The 20,018-nt window shown below is 39.0% G+C and carries 17 protein-coding genes and 1 pseudogene; 7 read left to right on the plus strand and 11 right to left on the minus strand.

The window, feature by feature from the left end; genetic code table 11:
* Positions 1 to 84: 84 nt before the first annotated feature.
* From pstS to pstC, 4 genes and pseudogenes are all read right to left on the minus strand, one after another.
* Entirely contained in the window at positions 85 to 1,149 is a 1,065-nt protein-coding gene (pstS, locus tag DNK84_RS00050; protein WP_119342545.1) for a phosphate ABC transporter substrate-binding protein PstS, read from the minus strand.
* An 11-nt stretch (positions 1,150 to 1,160) separates the two neighbouring features.
* Complete coding sequence (gene pstB, locus DNK84_RS00055; protein ID WP_235826779.1) at positions 1,161 to 1,994, minus strand: phosphate ABC transporter ATP-binding protein PstB; 834 nt, start codon at positions 1,992 to 1,994, stop codon at positions 1,161 to 1,163.
* Between the two features lie 21 nt (positions 1,995 to 2,015).
* Entirely contained in the window at positions 2,016 to 2,843 is an 828-nt protein-coding gene (pstA, locus tag DNK84_RS00060; RefSeq protein ID WP_119342547.1) for a phosphate ABC transporter permease PstA, read from the minus strand.
* Positions 2,844 to 2,849: 6 nt separating this feature from the next.
* Positions 2,850 to 3,644 (minus strand): annotated as a pseudogene (pstC, locus tag DNK84_RS00065) (phosphate ABC transporter permease subunit PstC); the annotation flags it as partial.
* A 322-nt stretch (positions 3,645 to 3,966) separates the two neighbouring features.
* On the opposite strand from pstC, the gene DNK84_RS00070 reads away from it, so the two are divergent.
* From DNK84_RS00070 to DNK84_RS00100, 7 genes are all read left to right on the plus strand, one after another.
* Complete coding sequence (locus DNK84_RS00070) at positions 3,967 to 4,365, plus strand: acyl-CoA thioesterase (RefSeq protein WP_119342549.1); 399 nt, start codon at positions 3,967 to 3,969, stop codon at positions 4,363 to 4,365.
* Positions 4,366 to 4,390: 25 nt separating this feature from the next.
* Complete coding sequence (locus tag DNK84_RS00075; protein ID WP_119342550.1) at positions 4,391 to 5,242, plus strand: prepilin peptidase; 852 nt, start codon at positions 4,391 to 4,393, stop codon at positions 5,240 to 5,242.
* A complete protein-coding gene (gene glnD / locus DNK84_RS00080; RefSeq protein ID WP_162902110.1) occupies positions 5,242 to 7,842 on the plus strand; it encodes a [protein-PII] uridylyltransferase in 2,601 nt (866 codons plus the stop codon). Before DNK84_RS00075 ends, glnD begins: the two co-directional genes overlap by 1 nt.
* Before the next feature lie 69 nt (positions 7,843 to 7,911).
* Positions 7,912 to 8,553, plus strand: a complete 642-nt coding sequence (locus DNK84_RS00085; RefSeq protein ID WP_119342552.1) for a hypothetical protein — start codon at positions 7,912 to 7,914, stop codon at positions 8,551 to 8,553.
* A 1-nt stretch (position 8,554) separates the two neighbouring features.
* Positions 8,555 to 8,950 (plus strand): hypothetical protein, encoded by a 396-nt coding sequence (locus tag DNK84_RS00090; protein ID WP_119342553.1) that lies wholly within the window; start codon positions 8,555 to 8,557, stop codon positions 8,948 to 8,950.
* Between the two features lie 10 nt (positions 8,951 to 8,960).
* Positions 8,961 to 10,064 (plus strand): anhydro-N-acetylmuramic acid kinase, encoded by a 1,104-nt coding sequence (locus DNK84_RS00095; RefSeq protein WP_119342554.1) that lies wholly within the window; start codon positions 8,961 to 8,963, stop codon positions 10,062 to 10,064.
* Positions 10,065 to 10,158: 94 nt separating this feature from the next.
* Positions 10,159 to 10,899, plus strand: a complete 741-nt coding sequence (locus DNK84_RS00100) for a tRNA threonylcarbamoyladenosine dehydratase (RefSeq protein WP_119342555.1) — start codon at positions 10,159 to 10,161, stop codon at positions 10,897 to 10,899.
* Between the two features lie 90 nt (positions 10,900 to 10,989).
* On the opposite strand, the gene trpD is transcribed toward DNK84_RS00100, so the two are convergent.
* From trpD to DNK84_RS00135, 7 genes are all read right to left on the minus strand, one after another.
* Complete coding sequence (trpD, locus tag DNK84_RS00105) at positions 10,990 to 11,946, minus strand: anthranilate phosphoribosyltransferase (protein ID WP_119342556.1); 957 nt, start codon at positions 11,944 to 11,946, stop codon at positions 10,990 to 10,992.
* A 141-nt stretch (positions 11,947 to 12,087) separates the two neighbouring features.
* Positions 12,088 to 13,425: a 23S rRNA (uracil(1939)-C(5))-methyltransferase RlmD gene (gene rlmD / locus DNK84_RS00110; protein WP_119342574.1), complete on the minus strand. Its 1,338-nt coding sequence runs from the start codon at positions 13,423 to 13,425 to the stop codon at positions 12,088 to 12,090.
* An 81-nt stretch (positions 13,426 to 13,506) separates the two neighbouring features.
* Complete coding sequence (locus DNK84_RS00115; protein ID WP_119342557.1) at positions 13,507 to 14,922, minus strand: cryptochrome/photolyase family protein; 1,416 nt, start codon at positions 14,920 to 14,922, stop codon at positions 13,507 to 13,509.
* Complete coding sequence (gyrB, locus tag DNK84_RS00120; protein WP_119342558.1) at positions 14,915 to 17,335, minus strand: DNA topoisomerase (ATP-hydrolyzing) subunit B; 2,421 nt, start codon at positions 17,333 to 17,335, stop codon at positions 14,915 to 14,917. Before gyrB ends, DNK84_RS00115 begins: the two co-directional genes overlap by 8 nt.
* 147 nt (positions 17,336 to 17,482) lie before the next feature.
* Positions 17,483 to 18,226 (minus strand): DNA polymerase III subunit epsilon, encoded by a 744-nt coding sequence (dnaQ, locus tag DNK84_RS00125; RefSeq protein WP_119342559.1) that lies wholly within the window; start codon positions 18,224 to 18,226, stop codon positions 17,483 to 17,485.
* A 29-nt stretch (positions 18,227 to 18,255) separates the two neighbouring features.
* Positions 18,256 to 18,477 (minus strand): hypothetical protein, encoded by a 222-nt coding sequence (locus tag DNK84_RS00130; RefSeq protein ID WP_119342560.1) that lies wholly within the window; start codon positions 18,475 to 18,477, stop codon positions 18,256 to 18,258.
* Between the two features lie 175 nt (positions 18,478 to 18,652).
* The gene (locus tag DNK84_RS00135) at positions 18,653 to 19,945 is read right to left on the minus strand and encodes a hypothetical protein (RefSeq protein WP_119342561.1); all 1,293 of its coding nucleotides are present in this window, start codon (positions 19,943 to 19,945) and stop codon (positions 18,653 to 18,655) included.
* Positions 19,946 to 20,018 lie beyond the last annotated feature (73 nt).

The following is a 20,018-nucleotide window of genomic DNA, read 5'->3' on the forward strand; positions in this document are numbered from 1 at the left end:
AACTTAGTGCCATTAACTTAGGAAGTAGTATGCTATCGAAACAATATCTTCAAGCTGAATAATATACCGGATATAAAAGTCATGTTATTTAGCCTTTTGCCAATAGTTTTCGATACCAGTAACAACTTTGGCAGGAATACCAACGTAATCTAGTTTTCTAGCAATTTTATCGCCTGCGGGAGAGTAAGCAAACTGAAAGAAATGCTTAATCTGCGCATTCATATCACCCCTTGCTTTTTCTGGCAACAGCACAAAGGTTGTTGCCACAATTGGCCAACTGTTTTTCCCTGGTTGGTTCACTAAAATTAAATTATAGTTATTTTCTGGCTGGTAATTTGCATATTCTGCAGCAGAAGCAAAAGTTGATAAATCAGGAACAACTGCCTGGCCTGCAGCATTAATCAGTTTTACTGTCGTCATTTTTGTTGTCTTAGCATAGGCATATTCAACATACCCAATACTATCTTCAACTTGCTGAACTTGTGCTGCTACCCCTTGATTACCTTTTGCACCAATACCATTTGGCCATTGAAGTGAAGTATCCACACCAACTTTTGTTTGCCAATTTGGGCTGATGCTGGCCAAGTACTTTGCAAAATTATAAGTCGTACCAGAACCATCGGCACGATGCACAGTAATAATCGCTTTATGGGGTAGATTTACATTTGGATTCAACGTTTTAATTGCAGCATCATCCCAGTAGGTAATCTTTCCAAGGTAAATATCAGCAAGCACCTGTCCACTCAATGTCAACTGATTTGCTTTAACATCAGGTATATTCACAACTGGCACAATACCACCAACAATTGCTGGAAATTGTATTAAATCATATTTTTCCAGCTGCCTTGTCGTTAGCGGCTGATCAGATGCTGCAAAATTAACCGTTCCTGCAAATATTTGACGTTGTCCACCCCCTGAACCAATAGGCTGATAGCTTAGTTGAACCCCAGTCTTTTCATAATAACTATTCGCCCAACGAGACATCGCCGGATAGATGAAACTTGACCCTGACCCCATAATAGTCGTTGTTACAGCCTGTGGCTTGCCATCTGATTTATCAGATTGTTGACTACAAGCGCTGACACTAACAACAAGGGAAGTGACCGCCATAGCTTTTGCTAATTGCTTAACAATTTTTAACCGTTGCATTTTTTCTCCTTTTATTCATTGCGAATATAATCTAATGTTCTTGGATCCTTTGGTTGACTAAAGAAATCCACAGTTGCCTGATACTCAACCAATTCACCATTTACCATAAACATCGTATTATCTGATAAGCGCTCGGCTTGTTTTAAATTATGTGTCACCATAATTATCGTATATTGCTTTTTCAGATCAATAACAAGCGACTCAATTTTCTTTGTTGAAATGGGGTCTAAGGCAGAGGTTGGCTCATCAAGCAATAAAATCTCAGGCTTAATTGCGATGGTTCTGGCAATACACAAACGCTGCTGCTGCCCGCCTGATAAGCGTGTTCCAGGTTGATAAAGCTTATCTTTCACCTCATCCCATAAAGCCGCTTTAACAAGTGCTTCTTCGACTCGCTCTTTTATCTGTGATTTTGACAGTTTTTCGTGTAGCTTTAAAGCAAAAGCAATATTCTCATAAATACTCATTGGAAAAGGTGTTGGCTTTTGAAACACCATACCAATTTCCTTACGAAGCTGATTAAGGTCAACAGATCTATCAAGCAGGTTCTGACCTTCTAGCAAAATTTCTCCTGTTGCTTTTTGCTTGGGATATAGTTCATAAATTCGATTTAATGCCCGAAGTAAAGTTGACTTTCCAGAACCAGAAGGCCCAATTAATGCGGTAATCTTGTTTTTTTCAAACCTGGTGTTGATATTATGTAGCGTTTTACTGTTGCCATAGTAAAAACTTAAGTTTCTGACTTCAAAATATGGTTGACTTACCACGCTCAAGATACCACCTTCATCGTTTGCCCACTGACCATCTTCGCATATACTTGTCGGCATGTGCCTTATTATCTGCATACTCCACCTTTACTATCTTACCTATTTATTATCTTTTGCCAACCAACGCGCACTTAAATTCATTAACAAAACCAGGACCGTAATAATCAGTGCAGCTGTCCACGCGGCTTTTTGAAACTCAGGATAAGGCTGCATGGCATTTTCAAAAATCATTACCGGTAGCGTCTCGATAGCCTGAGATAAATTAATACTTAAAAAGCTGTTTTTTGCCGAAGTAAATAATAATGGTGCACTTTCCCCCATCACTCTGGCTGTTGCTAAGACAACGGCTGTGATTAGCCCGGTTTTCGCTGAACGATAAACAATCATTAAAATGACACGCCATTTTGGGATACCTAAAGCAATTGCGGCTTCTTTTAGCATTGCTGAGACAAGATATAGTACATCCTCAGCACCTCGTGTAATCATAGGCATTGCAATAACAGCAAGTGCAATCATCCCGGCATAGCCTGAAAAACTTGTATGAACAACGATAAGGGTATAAATAAACAAACCGACAATGACTGAGGGTGTGCTTAACATCATGTCATTTAAAAAGCGAAGCACTTTTATTGTGCGGCGAAATTGACGAAACTCAACGAAAAAAGTTGCGGTTAGAATGGCAACAGGTGCTGCAACGATAATAGCCCCCAATGTTAATATCAATGAGCCCACAATCGCATTTCTCAAACCAAGCTGCCTTGTATCATGTGTGAAAACATATGCATTTAAATCACCAATACCACGTATAATTAATTCATACAGGACATTGCAGAGCACAAGCACACTGATAATAGCTGCAAGCCAACACAAAACAACAAAAAGATTTGCTTTAAACTTACGCGCAGTTGAGATTTTACCAATTTCCATCGTCGCTTATCCTTTTGCTTTATAACGTTTTAGAATCACCCGCGATATCACCAATACGACAAGCGTAATTAAAAATAAAATAAGCCCTGTCTCTACCAAGGCTGCCGGATAAATCACGCCTAAGGCCTCATTAAATTCATTCGCAATGGCTGAAGAAATCGTTGCACTTGGCATAAATAAACCTTGCAAACTATGGACATTACCAATCACAAAAGTCACGGCCATTGTTTCACCTAAAGCCCGGCCAAACCCCAAAATAATAGCACCAATTAAACCAGGTGCGGCAAACGGGAAAATAATTTTTTTTGTAACTTCCCAGCGTGTTGCGCCCGTACCAAAGGCCGCTTCCTTGGTTATTTCCGGCACCGAACCGATTACATCACGCATAATGGATGAAGTCAAAGGAATCACCATTACTGCAAGAATAATACTGGCAGCAAACACACTGCTGCCTGTTGGTAGACTTCTAACAAAAAACATCACAAAAGGTTCAAAATGCGCCCAGAATGAGCCTTGCTGGGTAAGTAAATCAAATTTAGCCTGCCAGGCTTGAGAGACTGGCATAAGTTTTGCTTGAATGACTTTAACCCAAGGCAGCAGAACAAAAAGCCCCCAAATACCATAAACAATACTTGGAATACCTGCCATAAGCTCAATGACACGTGCTAATATCCGACCTGTTTTCCTTGGCAGCAACTCATCAATTAATAAAGCAATGCCAAGGCTAAATGGGATTGCAATAATAAGTGCTAAAATGGATGTCACCAGTGTCCCAACGATCACTGAATAAGCACCAAATGACTCCGTTACTGGATTTCATTGATCGCGCCATAAAAAACTTATGCCAAATTTTTGGATGCTTGGCCAGCTAAAAACAACTAAGCTTACAAGTAACAGAATAAAAATGACAAGCGTTAACATTGAAACTGACAAAACAAGTCGCTGAAAGTTGTTATCACCGTAGCGTTTCAAGGGCATTTCTCGTCATACAAACCATAAGGTGGTTTAAGTATAGCAACATTATGTTACAAAAATGTTACAGGATATAATTTTTGTTTTTCAGTGGAAAAAATGCATGATGAAAGTCATAATTGACAATTATCACATTATTTAGGGAAAGTTTATGCAAGATAATACCTCTATTTTAAAACCAAAAGATAACTATGGTGATTTAGTCTTAAGAGTCGTACCAATGCCCGCAGATTCCAACAGCGGTGGCTCAATCTTTGGCGGATGGCTTTTAAGCCAGATCGACATTGGTGCAAGTATTGCTGCCATACAATACTGCCATGCACGCGTGGTGACAAGATCAGTAGATAATGTTGAGTTTCTTAAGCCTATTTTTGCACACAGCCTTGTAGATGTTTATGCCAAATTGAACAGGGTTGGTAAAACCTCTATTCGCTTTGATGTGCATGTATTTGTGACAACAAACAAAGGCGAAAACTACTTAACTGCAAAAGCACAAATCACTTTTGTTAAAATAGACAATGACCGCAAGCCTTCCCCCTTACACCATTAAATGATAAAAGGGATAAAAAGAAATAATGACATTATTACCTATCAATAGCCTAACGCTTACACTTGTTTTCATACTGGGTCTGTGTATCGGTAGTTTTCTAAACGTCATTATTATGCGTGCACCTGCTATATTAATGCAGCAGTTAAAACAACAAGCCCATGAAATATTAACTATATCCCCTCAAAAAACAGAAAAAAAAGAAAATATCACTCGTCACTCACGCTGCCCATATTGCCAGGTAAAACTAAAGCCCTGGCATAACATCCCTGTGGTAAGTTATCTCACCCTTAAGGGAAAGTGTGCTTTTTGCCAACACCGTATCTCCTACCAATACCCTGTTGTGGAGCTTTTGTGTGCCATTATACCAACACTTATTTGTGGATATTTAGGCATTAATATAAGCAGTTTATTGTTGTGCTTGCTGTTTTTCTTTCTAGTCGCCTTAAGTGTCATTGACTTAAAACATCTTTTCCTTCCTGATCAAATCACACTACTTTTGTTATGGATTGGGCTTTTTATTAATATTTTTAATACCTTTACAACACCATCTAGTGCAATTTTAGGTGTGATTATTGGTTATGCTATCCTGTGGTTTTTTTATTGGGGATTTAAACTTGTCACCAAAAAGGAAGGATTAGGCTATGGTGATTTTAAGCTTATGGCAGCTATTGGTGCATGGTTTGGTATAGGCGCGATCCCTTTTGTTATATTGACAAGTAGTATTATTGGCATTTTATACGCACTTTTACTAAGCCTTCAAAAACGACAACAACAAAGGATGATTCCTTTTGGCCCCTGCATTGCACTGGCTGGATTTATCTACCCTTTTATTGGTCACACTTTGATGCATGCTTATTGGTCATGGGTTATAATGTGATGGACACAAAACAAAACCTCCCAGCAAAGCTTACGCAAACTGATATCAATACACAAAAAGAAAACATCAAACAACAATTTCAACAACTTTGTGAACGGCTCAGCCAAAAATTTCTCAAGAAAAAACACGCCATCTATAAAATATTGCTGCTAAACAACCGATATATCGACACACTTATTCAACGCTTCTGGCCAGATATTGATGTTATTAGCGTGATTGCCATTGGCGGTTACGGTCGCAAAGAAAGAGCGCTTTTTTCAGATATTGATTTACTGTTTCTTGCAGCAGATGAACAAAGCTTTCACACAAAAAGCTTCTTTGATTACTTAGATCTATTACAAAGCTTACCCATCAAAATTGGCTATCTCACCCAAACACTTGGGCATATCATGAAACAAGCTCAAAAAGATACCCATTTATTGACGGCTTTGATCGATGCAAGATTTATCTGCGGTAATCACCGTATTTACAAACAACTTTGTCAGCAACTACATAACCTTAAATCACCCAGTGCAAAAGAATTTCTCCAACAAAAACACCAAGAGCAAATTCAAAGAGACAAGCTGTATCCTATTAACCAACAACCTGATTTAAAGCAAACCACAGGGAATCTGCGTTATCTACACACCGTTTACTGGGTATTTCGTTACACCTATCCAAATGCCTCAATAGAGCAACTCGTACAAAAAGGCTATATCACGCCAGATGAATTATATCAGTTTAAAAAAGCACACCGATTTTTATCTGCAATCCGTTTTTATTTGCACATCCTGCATGGCCGTCAGGAGAACCGTATGCTTTTAAACATACAAGATGACATTGCACAATTCTTTGGCGAAAAGGATGTAAGCGTTAATATACGCATTGAGCACTTTATGCAACGTTATTACCAAACGATCCGTCATGTTAAGCTGATTAATCGGATTATTCTGTCAAGCCTCTCACAACAACTGGATCCAGGCGCTGTAGCCACCATTGATCAGCAATTCTATATAAAAGCAGGCGTATTATGTAATCAAGATAAAAATTATCCCAATGAACTTAAGCATCTGCTATCTCCTTTTAAAAAACTGGGGCAATATAAAGAAAGGTTAACACTCAGTGCAGACATCCTACGCAACATCCAAAAGCTTGTTCAGCAAAAAAGCAGCAAAGAGATCTATAAATCCAGTAAGGTTAATAAAGACTTTTTGGACCTTTTAAGACAGACACATGCACTTAAAACAATTTTCAGTTTACTGACTGATCTGGGAGTTTTACAGTCAATCATTCCTGAATTTTCGCATGCAAAAGGCCAAATGCAGTTTGACCTATATCATCAATATACTGTTGATCGCCATACTATTGAGCTTATTCACAACTTACAGGAAATCTCTCAAGGAAAATACCAGGAAAGTTTTCCACTATTGCACCAATGTGCACAAAATCATCCAGCATTCTGGTTAATTTATATTGCAGGTCTTTTTCATGACATTGGAAAAGGTTGTGGCATTGATCATGCAAAATATGGTGCCAGGGTTGTAAAAAGCTATGCAGATAAATGGCAGCTTAAGTCTGATGAAACACATTTAATCTGCTGGTTAGTTAAACATCACCTTGCATTATCAAGATCAACAAAAACACAAGATATCTTTGACCCTGAGATCACACAACAGTTTGCCAATTTTGTACATACACAATATTATCTGGATAGCCTACTTATACTAACTGTCGCTGATATAAAAGCCACAAACACAAGTTTATGGAGTAACTGGCAGCAAACGCTTATTACCAACTTTTATCAAAATGTCTCACAGGTATTAAAAAAACATGGCAGAACAAGCATAAAAGAACAAATCATTTCGATTCAAAAAAAGCTTTCTCAAAACAAGGCACAGAGTCAGAAACAAAGATTGCAACAAATTTGGCAAAGCTTACCAGCACGCTATTTTACCGAGCAGTCTATTGAAAGCCTTCAATGGCAAAGTGACATTTTAATCCAATCACCGGATGATCGTTTTAATGTGTTTAGTCGTTATCATGAAACATTAAACCAAACCATGCTTATTGTTATTGCAAATACGCATCAATCTCCTTTATGCCTTATTACCTACCTGATCTCTGAACAAGGACTTAACATTCACGAGGCAAGTTTTTTTAAAATCAATCACCACAGGATGCTTTATTACTTTGTTATTACAGACTTACACTATCAAAGCCTTAAAGATCCCGTCACCTTGAATCGCATCACGCATAAGATGCAAGAAAACCTGGAAAATAATCAGCAAAATTTTCTTTGCCCAATAAAAAAATCAAGGGAAAAAGCTGAACAGCAACGAATTAAAACGCAAGTGGAAATTCATACACCAAAAGGAAAAAGCTATACGAAAATCATCATTAAAACAGCTGACCGCCCTGGCCTTTTAGCTGAGCTTTGTTATCTTTTTGACACGCTACAGTTACAGGTGGTTCGTGCGCGCATTCATACTGCTGGAACACGTGTTGAAGATCATTTTTATGTCACCGACTTAAAAGGAGATAAAATTATTAATCGTGTGAAAATACAATGGCTAAAGCATCGATTAATCAAACACCTGTCGCAAAAAAGCCCCAAGGCATAAATCACTGGTAAAATGCTTTAAAATTACTTACCCTTAAACTTAGTTCAACCTAACTGACTGGTATAAACAATGAAAAATCGCCTACTACTTTTAGTAATTGTGGTTATTGTTGTCGTAAGTGCTTTTTACTTGATTACAAAATCTACAGAAACAACAAAACCTGCTACGGATACTGCCGTATTACAAAAGTTCACTCCAGCATTACAAAAAGTCAATTATATCGAACAAGGCAGCGCAAATGCACCACATAAGTTTTATGCCATTATTGATCCAAACTGCAAGTTCTGCCACGCGCTTTTTGATGCTTCACAACAGGCAATTGAAAATGGCCAACTCGCTGTTAGATGGGTTGTTGTCGGAATCATCAAACCATCAAGTCCAACCAAAGCCATTGCTATTTTAAATGCCGATGACCCAATTTTGGCATTAAAGCAAAATGAATCGAATTTTAACTATGAAACAGATGAAGGCGGCATTACGCCTATCAATGATCCAAGTGATCAGCAGATAGAAAAGCTCAACCAAAACATTATGGCTTTAAAAGGCCTTATTAATGCGGTACCTGCCATTATTTATATCAACCATCAAGGAAAAATCGCCTTAAGCGGTGGTGCATATCTGCCTTTAGCCCCTAAAGATTCAGCGTTGGCAAACAACCAAAAAAAATTAGCAAATTTGATTGAGAAAACCAGTAACAAATGGACGCAATAACATGATTCTTTTTTTGGTTTATGCGGTTATTTTAGCTTTTTTCTGGATGAAGACCTTGCTATCAACAATACATAGTGACAATGATGCAAAAGTAAGTGCTTTTTTAGCCTTAAAATATCAAAAAATACGCCGCTATAAACAATATGGGATGCTCTATATTATCGAGCTTTTTTATTTAATCTCTATTTCAATGGTCTCAGCCCGCTTTATCCCACCAAACAGTACACAGACAAAACCAGGCCTCACCCATGCATGGGAGTTGATGATCGCTTTTCCACTATGGTTGCAATTACTATTTTTTATTGCGCTTATTGGGTTATTGACAATGTTGATTTTACCCGCTGTCAATGCATATCAACATCAAAAACAACAAAAACAGATCCGCATGATCCAATAGAGGATAACCCATGAACAAGCATTACTATATTGGGGTTATGTCAGGCACCAGCATGGACGGCATTGATTGTGTTGTTGCGCACTTTTCAAATAATACATTTACGCTTATAGCACAACAAGCATTTCCTTACCCTCAAAAAATCAAATCTCAAATTCACGCTATTTATCAGAACAATTATTCAACATCGCTTGATACACTTGGCGCTATCGACTATCAACTTGGTTTCTATTATGCTAAGTGTATTAACGAACTACTGACGACATCACATATCAGCAAACAGAATATTAAGGCCATTGGCTGTCATGGCCAGACAATCTTCCACGCCCCCACTGCTCCTTCTTTTTATACACTGCAACTGGGCAAAGGTGCTGTCATCGCAGAAAAAACAGGCATTGATACCATCAATGATTTTCGCAGCAAAGACATTGCTAATGGCGGCCAAGGCGCACCATTAGCGCCTGCTTTTCATCAGGCTTTTTTTGCCAGCCAGATCCCAAGTGTTATATTAAACTTAGGTGGTATTGCAAACATTACCTGCCTTCATCCTGATAAGCCCCCTATCGGTTTTGATACAGGCCCTGCCAATACATTGCTTGATCAATGGATATTAAAACACCATGGAAAGTATTTTGATCAAAATGGCAAATGGGGCCAATCAGGACAGATTATACCCACACTGCTAGAGAAACTTTTAGCAGATGCGTATTTTCAAAAATTGCCACCTAAAAGCACAGGACGCGAATACTTTAACCTTAAGTGGCTTGAGCCTTTTTTATCAAAAAAAGACGCTGCCTGCGATGTCCAAACAACACTTTATGAACTAACCGCCAAAACAGTTGCCCAGGCAGTTCTCTCTATACAGGGAGATACAAAAATTATCTATGTCTGTGGCGGTGGCAGCCAAAATATATTCCTGCGACAACGACTGCAAAAAAACTTACCCGGTATTAAAATCGTCTCTATTAAAGAAGCTTTTAATATCGATCCTCAATGGATTGAAGCACTGTGCTTTGCATGGTTTTCTTACTGCTTTGATAACAATATTCGACTTGATTTATGCGCTATTACCGGCTGCAAAAGCACGAATATTTTAGGAACGTTACACAAAGCATAAATGAAATTTCATTTTTGACTGACTGAAATATAGCCTAGCTGAATTTTTTATGCAATACTATGCCAACTTTATAACACAAACGTAATGACAAAAAATGAAACATACAGGTTTATTTGAACGCACATCTATTTTAGTTAATGATACAGGTCTTGCTGCTTTAAAAAAATCACATATTCTCCTTGCTGGTGTCGGTGGTGTCGGCTCTTTTGCTGCTGAAGCTTTGGCACGCACTGGCATTGGACAGATCACTTTGATTGATCATGATGTCGTCTCAGCATCTAATTTAAACCGACAACTTGTTGCGCTTAACTCCAATATAGGTCAAAAGAAAGCTCAGATCATGAAAACACGAATTTTGGATATCAATCCAGAATGCAAGGTCAATATCATCGATGAATTTATCCGGCCAGATGATATGTCAACGGTATTCAACAAACCCTATGATTTTGTAATTGATGCCATTGATAGTTTGTCATGTAAAGTTGCTTTTGTTCGCAGCGCACATGAAAAAGGTTATAAGGTAATATCAAGCATGGGTGCTGGGGGAAAAATAGACCCAACGCGCATTCAAGTGGCGGATATTTATAAAACAAGCATATGCAAACTTGCACGTGTAATGCGTATTCGTCTAAGACGCCAAAAGGTAAAAAAAGGTGTGTTAGCTGTTTTTTCTACAGAAAAACCAATCGCGCCACTTCCGCCTGAACCCGTGCCTGGTCAAGGCCGTGATCGTGCCGTAAATGGTACAATTAGCTATATGCCTGCATTATTTGGTTTGACGATTGCCGGAGAAGTGATCAAGCGAATCATCGCAGAACACCTCAATCAAAATTAGATTCAATTAACTTGATACCTATTATATTACCAGGATTACCACTGCAGCTTATATTAAACGAATCTAAAGCATAAAGCTGCGTAGTATTATCTACCCCTCTCTTTGCAGTAAATCCGCAAATGCGTTATTGGTTAAATTGGTTTTAATTTCTTCAACCATCTCTAATAAGGTTCCTTCAAAACCACGTGAAATATGTAAGGCCGCTGCTGCATTGAGAATCAATGTGTCCTGCTTTGGTCCCAAAAGCTCATTAGTCAATATGGCTTTGGACTCATTCACATTACAAAAAGCATCCCCTGCATTTAAATACTCGACTTTGCTTCGCATAAAGCCTAATTGTTCTGGATGTAGAGTAAACTCATTGCGTGTGCCTTGATGAATTTGTATAACCTTATTAATACCGCACACAGAAAACTCATCCATACCATCACCAAAAACAATATAGGCGTGGCTAGCTCCCAGATTTTCTAATGCATAAGCAAAAGGCGACAACAAAGCTTCATCATATACACCAACAAGTATGCGTTTGACACGTGCGGGGTTAAGTAAGGGGCCTAAAATATTAAAAAAAGTGCGCTTACCCTCTTCAGCAAAGCGCTTACGAACCTCAGCAACTTTTGCAAATACCGGATGAAAATAAGGGGCAAACAAACAGGTAAATCCCGTTTGTTTTAACTGACTATATGCCGCTTCAGGTGTTTCAGGAATCTCAAAATTTAATTGTTGCAAAAAGTCAAAACTACCACACCTGGATGTTGCCGAACGATTACCATGTTTGGCAATTTTCCCACCTAAATGATGAACAACCAGCGCACTTAAGGTTGAGTAGTTTAAGGTTTGCAAACCATCTCCACCTGTGCCTACGATATCAAGTGTATTTTCAAAAGGGTTTTCCACCTTTAGGCTATATTGCAAAAATGTTTTTGCCAGCATATAAAGCGTTTCTTTTTCAAGTACGCGTTTATTCACTTGCTCAATAATTGCATACTGTGCATCGATATCAATATCATCTGTCAGCAACGTTTGTATTGATACTTCAATATCCATTATTTATTTCACCTTCTTTATTTTATCGTGCTTTATTTTATCGTGATTGATATCAAAATCTTAGCAGATATCATTTTATTAAGACTTACACGCCTTCTTGACAAGTTGTCTGAACCATTACAAATTGTCAAGCAAACTCATCTAACACTTATCAAAAACAGCTATTGATTCAACATGTGTGGTGTGTGGAAACATATCCATCACCCCAGCAGAAACCAGTTTATAGCCTTTTTCATTAACCAGGATCCCTGCATCACGCGCTAATGTTGCCGGATCACAAGAAACATATACAATACGCTTTGGCTCGATTAAATGCATTTTTTTACATACATTTTCAGCACCAGCGCGTGGCGGATCAAGCAGCAATTTATCAAACTGGTTTTCTCTCAACCAGTCTGATTGTGCAAAATCCTCAAATAAATCCGCAGCATAAAATGCTATATTTTCCAGATTATTCTTCTTTGCATTGATTGCAGCACGTTGTGTCATCGCATGATCACCTTCTACCCCAATCACTCTTTTTGCTCGTTTTGCCAACGGCAAACTAAAGTTACCCAGCCCACAGAACAAATCTAGCACCACATCATCTTGTTTTAGAGACAAAAGGTCTAAAGCATGTTTTAGCATTTTCTGGTTCATCTTTCGATTGATCTGTGTGAAGTCATTAGGTTCAAAGTAAATATTGATATTATCATCGATGCTATAGTACATTTGTGTTGGTTCATAACTGGCATCCGGGTAGAAACGTTTAATAGTTTCAGGCCCCTTTGACTGTAAATAAATCCATACTTGTTGCTGCTGTGCAAATTCGGCTAACTTCTGCAAATCTGTTTGGTTTAATTCAGCCATATGGCGAATGATTAGCGCAGTACGAACATCATCAACAGCAACTTCAATCTGTGGAATTTCTTTGTAAATGGATAAAGAGGCAACCAAATCCTGTAATGCCACCAATGATTTACCCACACTTGGGTGCAATACCTCACAATGATCAATATCGGCTAAAAAGCGCCCATCTACCTCACGAAAACCGACCAGTACTTTTTGTTTTTTATGCACATATCGCACGCCTAAACGCGCTTTCGTTCGATAACCTTCAGCTGGCTTACTTGATAAGGCTGGCAATAACATACCAGGTTGCAGCCCATTACCAAAGTGCGAGAAATGACTAAGCAGCGTTTTTTGCTTGAATGTTAATTGATCCTCAGGAGATAAATGCTGAAAAGAGCACCCACCACAATAACTAAAATAAGCACAAGGTGCTGACACCCTTTTTTTAGAAGGCGCAACAACCTCAACTAAACGTCCTTCATCATAATTTTTTTTACGAAAACGATATTCAAACTTAACTTTTTCACCCTCTAAAGCATAAGGGATAAAAACCGTTTTTCCATCAATTCTTGCAATCCCACGACCTTCATGAGACATTGCAATAATATCGGCCTCAAACTGGCCCTGGGGTAGTTTATTTCTTGCCATTTCATATGTTGATTTACAAATTTTGGCTAGTTTAACAACAACCAAACACCCTGGCAAGTCAATGCTTAATTTTTATCAATGTCATGATTTGGTTATTTTAAATGCTTCAAGCGCTTTTTCTCTAGAATCTGATAACGACACAATCGCCTTGGGATAATCCCGACCCAGCACAACTTTTGCTTTTGTCAACGCCAAGCCAGGCGCTGAAGAAGGATCAAATAAATATTTATTTTCAAGCCGCTTTAACTCAGGGACATATTTGCGAATATATCTACCATCAGGATCAAATTTTTTTGCTTGTAACACCGGGTTAAAAACCCGAAAGTAAGGTGCTGCATCCATACCACAACCTGCAACCCACTGCCAATTAAAAGTATTACAGGCAATATCAGCATCAATAAGACAATCCCAAAACCACTTCGCACCCAAACGCCAATCAATCATAAGGTTCTTTGTCAGAAAAGAAGCGCAAATCATGCGTACGCGATTATGCATATAACCCGTCTGCCAAAGCTCTCGCATACCTGCATCAATCAAAGGGAAACCGGTTTGACCTGATTTCCATGCATTAAAAAGTTTTATATTAAATTTCCAGGGAAATACATCAAACTGCTTTTGGATGTTATCAAACATCATGGATGGATAGTGAAACAACGATGAATAACAAAATTCACGCCAAACAAGCTCGGATAAAAACTTCTCTGTACTTTTGTTTTGCTGAATAGATTTAACTGCATACCAAATAGCATTAGGAGAGATCTCGCCAAAATGTAAATGCATCGATAGATAAGAAACCCCATTCAATGCCGGGTAATCACGCCTTTTTTCATATATGCTTATTTTTTTGGCAAGAAACCTTGCCAATTTCTCTTGTGCTGCAACTTCACCAACCTGCCAGTGTTTCATCAAAGCAAAAGCCCAAGAGGTAGGCTCAGGTAATAATTTAAGTGCATCTAAATCGCAGCTTAATCGATGATCTTTAATATGCTTAAATAAAGGACAAGGCAAAGGTTTTCTTGGTGGTAACGCACCGGTACACGCATGTTGATAAAACGCACGAAAAACCTTATAAGGCGCTTGATCTTTCTTCAACACCTCCCAAGGTGCCCAAAGCAAAGTAGCGTTCTCTATTACCAGCTCCACACCACGTTTTTCAAGTGCAGCTTTAATTTGCCTTTGTTGTTTTATCCCCCAATAGGTATAGGATTGCGCACAGAATATTTTCTTGACTGAATAAATACGCACTAAATGATCGAGCGTTTTCTCCGCACCACCATGATAAAAAGACAAAGCGCCGTTTAACTGTTCATTGAGTTTATGTAAACTGTGGTGCAACCAGAGTTTACTCGCCTGCCCTAAAGGATAGGTTTTATCATTTTGCTCATCAAAAATATAAATTGGCAACACAGATCCTTCATGCGCTGCCTTAAAGAAACCAGGGTGATCGTTTAATCGTAAATCCTGGGTAAACCAGCAAATAACAATTTCATCAGACATCCAGATTCACGACATTAAGCGCATTGCTTTCGATAAATTCACGTCTTGGTTCGACATGATCCCCCATCAATGTTGTAAACAGCTGATCTGCAGCTACGGCATCGGCAATTGTCACCTGTAGCATCCTTCTTTCTGCAGGATTCATTGTTGTCTCCCAAAGTTGCTCGGCATTCATCTCACCAAGACCTTTATAACGCTGAATGTTCTGGCCTTTTTTTGCCTCACTTAATAGCCATTCAACTGCCTGTTCAAAGGTATCAATATATTCTTTTCGTGCACCTCGCTCAATATAAGCACCAGCACTAATCAAGCCATTAAGCTCCTGACCAAGCCTTGTCAGTGTAGCATAGTCTTTACCCTCAAAAAAAGGCAGGTTAAAAATATAATCTGTTTGAACACCATGCAATAAACGACCAAGACGTAGCTGTATACGTCTTTCATGCTCAATTTCATCAACCAATACATCAGCGGTATAGTGTTCCATGCCTTTGGCTTTTTTATTAAGGTATTCAGCAAAACCCTGCCACCAGCTTGTGATTTCAGCCTCACTCATCTCCTGATGAAAAGGCTGATAATAAGCAAGCCCAATAAGCGCATTTGCAGGATAACGACGTGAAAGCATATGAATCTTTGCATTTGTCTTTTGATGCAAATGATAAAGCTTCTCCAAATTCACCCCTGTTATTGGCAGCTGATTCTCACCTGGATATAATCTTGCACCCTCAATACCAATACTTCCCAAATATTCTGATAAGGCTGCATCGTCTTTTAGATAAGTCTCTTGTTTGCCACGTTTAATCTTGTATAAAGGTGGTTGAGCAATATAAATATAACCTTGTTCTAAAAGCTCTGGCATCTGGCGATAGAAAAAGGTTAATAATAGTGTTCGAATATGTGAACCATCAACATCCGCATCCGTCATAATGACAATACGATGATAGCGCACTTTGGCCGGGTCATATTCATCGCGACCAATACCACAACCAAGTGCTTTAATTAAAGTACCAACTTCTTGAGAGCTTAACATCTTATCAAAGCGGGCTTTTTCTACATTCAGAATCTTACCCTTTAATGGCAAAATTGCCTGTGTACGGCGATCGCGTGCCTGCTTGGCAGAGCCACCTGCTGAATCCCCTTCCACAATGTAAAGCTCCGATAATGCAGGATCCTTTTCCTGACAATCGGCAAGCTTGCCAGGCAACCCTGCAATATCCAAAGCACCTTTACGGCGTGTCATCTCGCGTGCTTTTCTTGCCGCTTCCCTGGCACGGGCTGAATCAATGATTTTATTGGCAATCTGTTTAGCATCACTTGGATTTTCAAGTAAAAACTCCTGAAGCTTTTCATTCACCAATGACTCAACAGCTGATTTAACTTCCGATGAAACCAGTTTATCCTTTGTCTGAGATGAAAACTTTGGATCTGGCACTTTAACGGATAATACAGCGGTTAAACCTTCTCTGGCATCATCGCCAGAAGTTGAAATTTTAAGCTTTTTATTAAGCCCTTCTGATTCAATATAATTATTAATTGTCCGGGTTAATGCGGCACGGAACCCCGATAAATGTGTGCCGCCATCACGCTGTGGAATATTATTGGTAAAACAGAATATATTTTCCTGGTAACTGTCATTCCACTGCATGGCAAGCTCAACAGTAACATGATTACGCTCACCTTCAATCGCAATAATCTGCTCATTTAACGGTGTTTTATTTTTGTTTAAGTGATCAACAAAGGCTTTAATGCCACCATCATATTGAAACGTAACATGCTTATCATTAATCTTATCAATAAGCTGAATTTTAACACCTGAATTTAAGAAAGATAATTCACGAATACGCTTGGCTAAAACATCATAGCTGAATTCAATGGTTGAAAAAGTTTCTGCTGAAGGCTTAAAGCGTATCATCGTTCCTTTTTGCGTGGTCTTGCCCACTTCATGTAGTGGCGCTTGTGGTTCACCATTGGCATAAAACTGCGCATACTCAATACCATTTTTATATACACGAAGCTCTAATGTTTCAGATAAGGCATTTACCACCGAAACGCCCACACCATGCAGACCGCCTGAGACTTTATATGAATTATCATCAAACTTACCACCAGCATGCAGCACTGTCATAATCACTTCCGCCGCTGAACGGCCTTCTTCTGGGTGAATGTCAACTGGAATCCCACGACCATTGTCAGAAACAGAAACCGAACCATCGGCATGAATGACCACCTGAATATCATCACAGTAACCTGCTAAAGCTTCATCAATTGCATTGTCAACAACTTCAAAAACCATATGGTGCAGGCCTGAACCATCATCGGTATCACCGATGTACATTCCAGGACGTTTTCGAACCGCATCGAGTCCTTTTAAGACTTTAATATTGGAAGAATCATAAGTACTTGCTTCAGATGACATTGAGTCTCTCCGTATTGTTTGCATTTTCGTTATTTACTTTGCCTTCAATCAATAATGTGCAAAAAGTCACACGCAAAAATTTGGCAGCATAGACAGCATTAATTAAACTGCAATCATTATACCAAAATTCACAGCCAAAAGCGCGCATTATTCAGCTTGATTAAGATGTTTCCATAAGGTTTGGCTATTTGATTTTTTGTCCAATAATTCAAGATATGTCCTATGTGCATCGCATGTTGTGTTACTCAGGCGCAAGTTCACCTGCTTTAATTGATCTTTCACTGTTGCAGCAATTTGCAGATCAACTGGTTTTACGGCTTGAGAGTGCGCATTTTGGACAATCGCCTGTGCAGCAAATAAATCGGTTTGCCCACCGGTCATCATCAAATAAACTTCAGCCAAAATTTGCGCATCAAGTAGTGCCCCATGCAATTGCCTGTGTTTATTCGATACCCCATAGCGCGCACAAAGTGCATCCAATGAGTTTTTCTGCCCTGGATGCTTTTTACGTGCCATAATTAAGGTATCTAACACTTCACAGTGATCCTCAATAACCCCCCATGGATTATGATCCTGTAAGGATAACTCCCAATTTAAAAAAGGCACATCGAAGGCTGCATTATGAATAACAAGCTCAGCGCCTTGCAGAAACTGCATAATTTCATCAAGTTTTGATTCAATCACCGGTTTATCGGCAAGAAATTCATTGCTAATACCATGAACCGCTAAAGCGCCTGCTTCAACTTCAATATCTGGTTTAAAATAAAAATGAAGCTTGTTCCCGGTAAGCTTTCGATCGATCATTTCAATACCACCAAACTCAATGATTCGGTGGCCTTGTTTGAAATCAAACCCTGTTGTTTCGGTATCAACAAAAATCTGTCGTGTCATGGTGATTTATTTACTATTTTTAAATGAAATTATATACCCATCACAAACCATTTTACAGCACTTCTGTCATCGAATTTCTCATTCATTCTGCCTGCTTGGTCACTAAATATTCTCAATGCTGTTCTTCCTGAAAAGCAAAGCTTTGGCGGGAATCCACGCAAGAACTCTCCCTTACCAATAACGGTTTGAGCCGTATGCAAAGGCTGATCCAATTGCAGAAAATCCAAAAGATAGCTTTTGGGTTTGGCCATAACTGCTTTAGGCTCATAACGCTTATCACACAGGTCCCCGCCAGGCGAGGACGACGCTCCTTTGATAAGAAGCGCCTTTAAAAGTGCGCAACTTCGCTAAATAAATAACAAGTAGCAATAAAAAAAGGCCGCAAATGCGGCCCTTTTAAAGAAAAGTTATATTCTAATATTAAGATTAGAAGTAAACTGTTGCATCCAACATAACTGTGTTGAACTTACCAACTTTTGTGCCAGCAGACTTGCCAGACATATAGTTGTAAGAACCACCAACCCAGATAGTATCGATCAGGTTATAACGTGTACCAACTTCTAACTGATATAAGTTATTATCAGAGTTTTGTGCAACCTGGCTGTAAGATACATAAGGCACCATATCTTTACCGGCAACTGGAACCGTATAAGAGGAATCCAGGCTCCAGGCTTTAACTGTCGTTGTTGCATCACTACCAAAGGCAACTAATGCAGGTAATGCATTAAAGCCAAATGCTGTATTAGCTGCAGTATCTGGATTATTTGCTAAGCCAACTGCTGTAGCACCATTATTTACAGCTACAGACGTTGTATTCATACCATGAACACCTTGCGTCGTCATTAAGAATTCACCATTAACCGCTAAACCTTGAATCTTAACACCGCCATTTAAGTCAAAGGCACCAACCATTTTGTTTTTGGTATCACTGTTGGAGAAGCCTGTTGCATTAATATAACCCGCACCAGCATAATAATCAAGATTACCTGCTTTGCCGTTATATGAACCATTTAACGCAAAATTATTCAACTGTTGTGCAGATGATGCTTGTGAGTTAAACATCCCAAGGCCCTTACCATTCATAAACGAAGCAACAACGTCGATGCCATTTTGGGAATAGCCCGCACCAACAACGCCACCATAAGCCATAAAGTAAGCGCGTGTTAAGGTTGGCATAAAGTTTGTCACTGAATCAAACTTACCAAAATCAACAACCTTTTTACCACCAAAGCCATAGAACGGTGATTTATCTAAATTACCAACGATAAAGTAAGCATTTGGCAATTTAAGCGTACTTGTTGCTGCATTGCTTACTTGCATATCCGCAAAACCAGTTACCCAGTCACCGATAGTTGAAGTGATTGCCACATCAGCATAAGGCAATTCAATAGCAGTGTTGCTGTTATTATTTGTATTACCAGCCTGACTACCTAAAGAAGCATTATTATTAGACACATTCTGGTACTGCGCATAAATCTCACCTTTACCGCCAATATAGATTGCGTTTGAGGCAAGCTCGCCAGATTTGCGTGCGTTTAAGATATCAAGTACAGAACCCGTAACTTTTTGGTTACTTAGCACTTGTTGTGAATATTGCGCGTCAGCATGAACGTTAACGATATTACCGTTTTGCTTGACCTGATCGTTCATTGACCCTGCTGCAAAGGCAGATGCGCTTGCAGTTGCAGCAACCGCTGCGACGATTGTTTTAAGTTTCATAGTTTCTCCTCAACTGTTTTAAAAACTTTGCTGTAATCCCTATATTGGCGGCATTCCAGACCAACTAAACACC

It is taken from the genome of Facilibium subflavum (assembly GCF_003574485.1).
Taxonomy (GTDB): Bacteria; Pseudomonadota; Gammaproteobacteria; order Francisellales; family Francisellaceae; genus Facilibium; species Facilibium subflavum.

Excerpts from the sequence above, each read along its gene's own strand:
- DNK84_RS00090 (WP_119342553.1), top strand. The coding sequence starts at position 8,555 with ATGATTCTTTTTTTGGTTTATGCGGTTATTTTAGCTTTTTTCTGGATG.
- pstS (WP_119342545.1), bottom strand. The coding sequence starts at position 1,149 with ATGCAACGGTTAAAAATTGTTAAGCAATTAGCAAAAGCTATGGCGGTC.
- DNK84_RS00130 (WP_119342560.1), bottom strand. The coding sequence starts at position 18,477 with ATGGCCAAACCCAAAAGCTATCTTTTGGATTTTCTGCAATTGGATCAG.
- gyrB (WP_119342558.1), bottom strand. The coding sequence starts at position 17,335 with ATGTCATCTGAAGCAAGTACTTATGATTCTTCCAATATTAAAGTCTTA.
- DNK84_RS00095 (WP_119342554.1), top strand. The coding sequence starts at position 8,961 with ATGAACAAGCATTACTATATTGGGGTTATGTCAGGCACCAGCATGGAC.
- trpD (WP_119342556.1), bottom strand. The coding sequence starts at position 11,946 with ATGGATATTGAAGTATCAATACAAACGTTGCTGACAGATGATATTGAT.
- pstA (WP_119342547.1), bottom strand. The coding sequence starts at position 2,843 with ATGGAAATTGGTAAAATCTCAACTGCGCGTAAGTTTAAAGCAAATCTT.
- DNK84_RS00075 (WP_119342550.1), top strand. The coding sequence starts at position 4,391 with ATGACATTATTACCTATCAATAGCCTAACGCTTACACTTGTTTTCATA.
- DNK84_RS00085 (WP_119342552.1), top strand. The coding sequence starts at position 7,912 with ATGAAAAATCGCCTACTACTTTTAGTAATTGTGGTTATTGTTGTCGTA.
- glnD (WP_162902110.1), top strand. The coding sequence starts at position 5,242 with ATGGACACAAAACAAAACCTCCCAGCAAAGCTTACGCAAACTGATATC.
- DNK84_RS00100 (WP_119342555.1), top strand. The coding sequence starts at position 10,159 with ATGAAACATACAGGTTTATTTGAACGCACATCTATTTTAGTTAATGAT.
- DNK84_RS00115 (WP_119342557.1), bottom strand. The coding sequence starts at position 14,922 with ATGTCTGATGAAATTGTTATTTGCTGGTTTACCCAGGATTTACGATTA.
- DNK84_RS00070 (WP_119342549.1), top strand. The coding sequence starts at position 3,967 with ATGCAAGATAATACCTCTATTTTAAAACCAAAAGATAACTATGGTGAT.
- pstB (WP_235826779.1), bottom strand. The coding sequence starts at position 1,994 with ATGCAGATAATAAGGCACATGCCGACAAGTATATGCGAAGATGGTCAG.
- DNK84_RS00135 (WP_119342561.1), bottom strand. The coding sequence starts at position 19,945 with ATGAAACTTAAAACAATCGTCGCAGCGGTTGCTGCAACTGCAAGCGCA.
- rlmD (WP_119342574.1), bottom strand. The coding sequence starts at position 13,425 with ATGGCAAGAAATAAACTACCCCAGGGCCAGTTTGAGGCCGATATTATT.
- dnaQ (WP_119342559.1), bottom strand. The coding sequence starts at position 18,226 with ATGACACGACAGATTTTTGTTGATACCGAAACAACAGGGTTTGATTTC.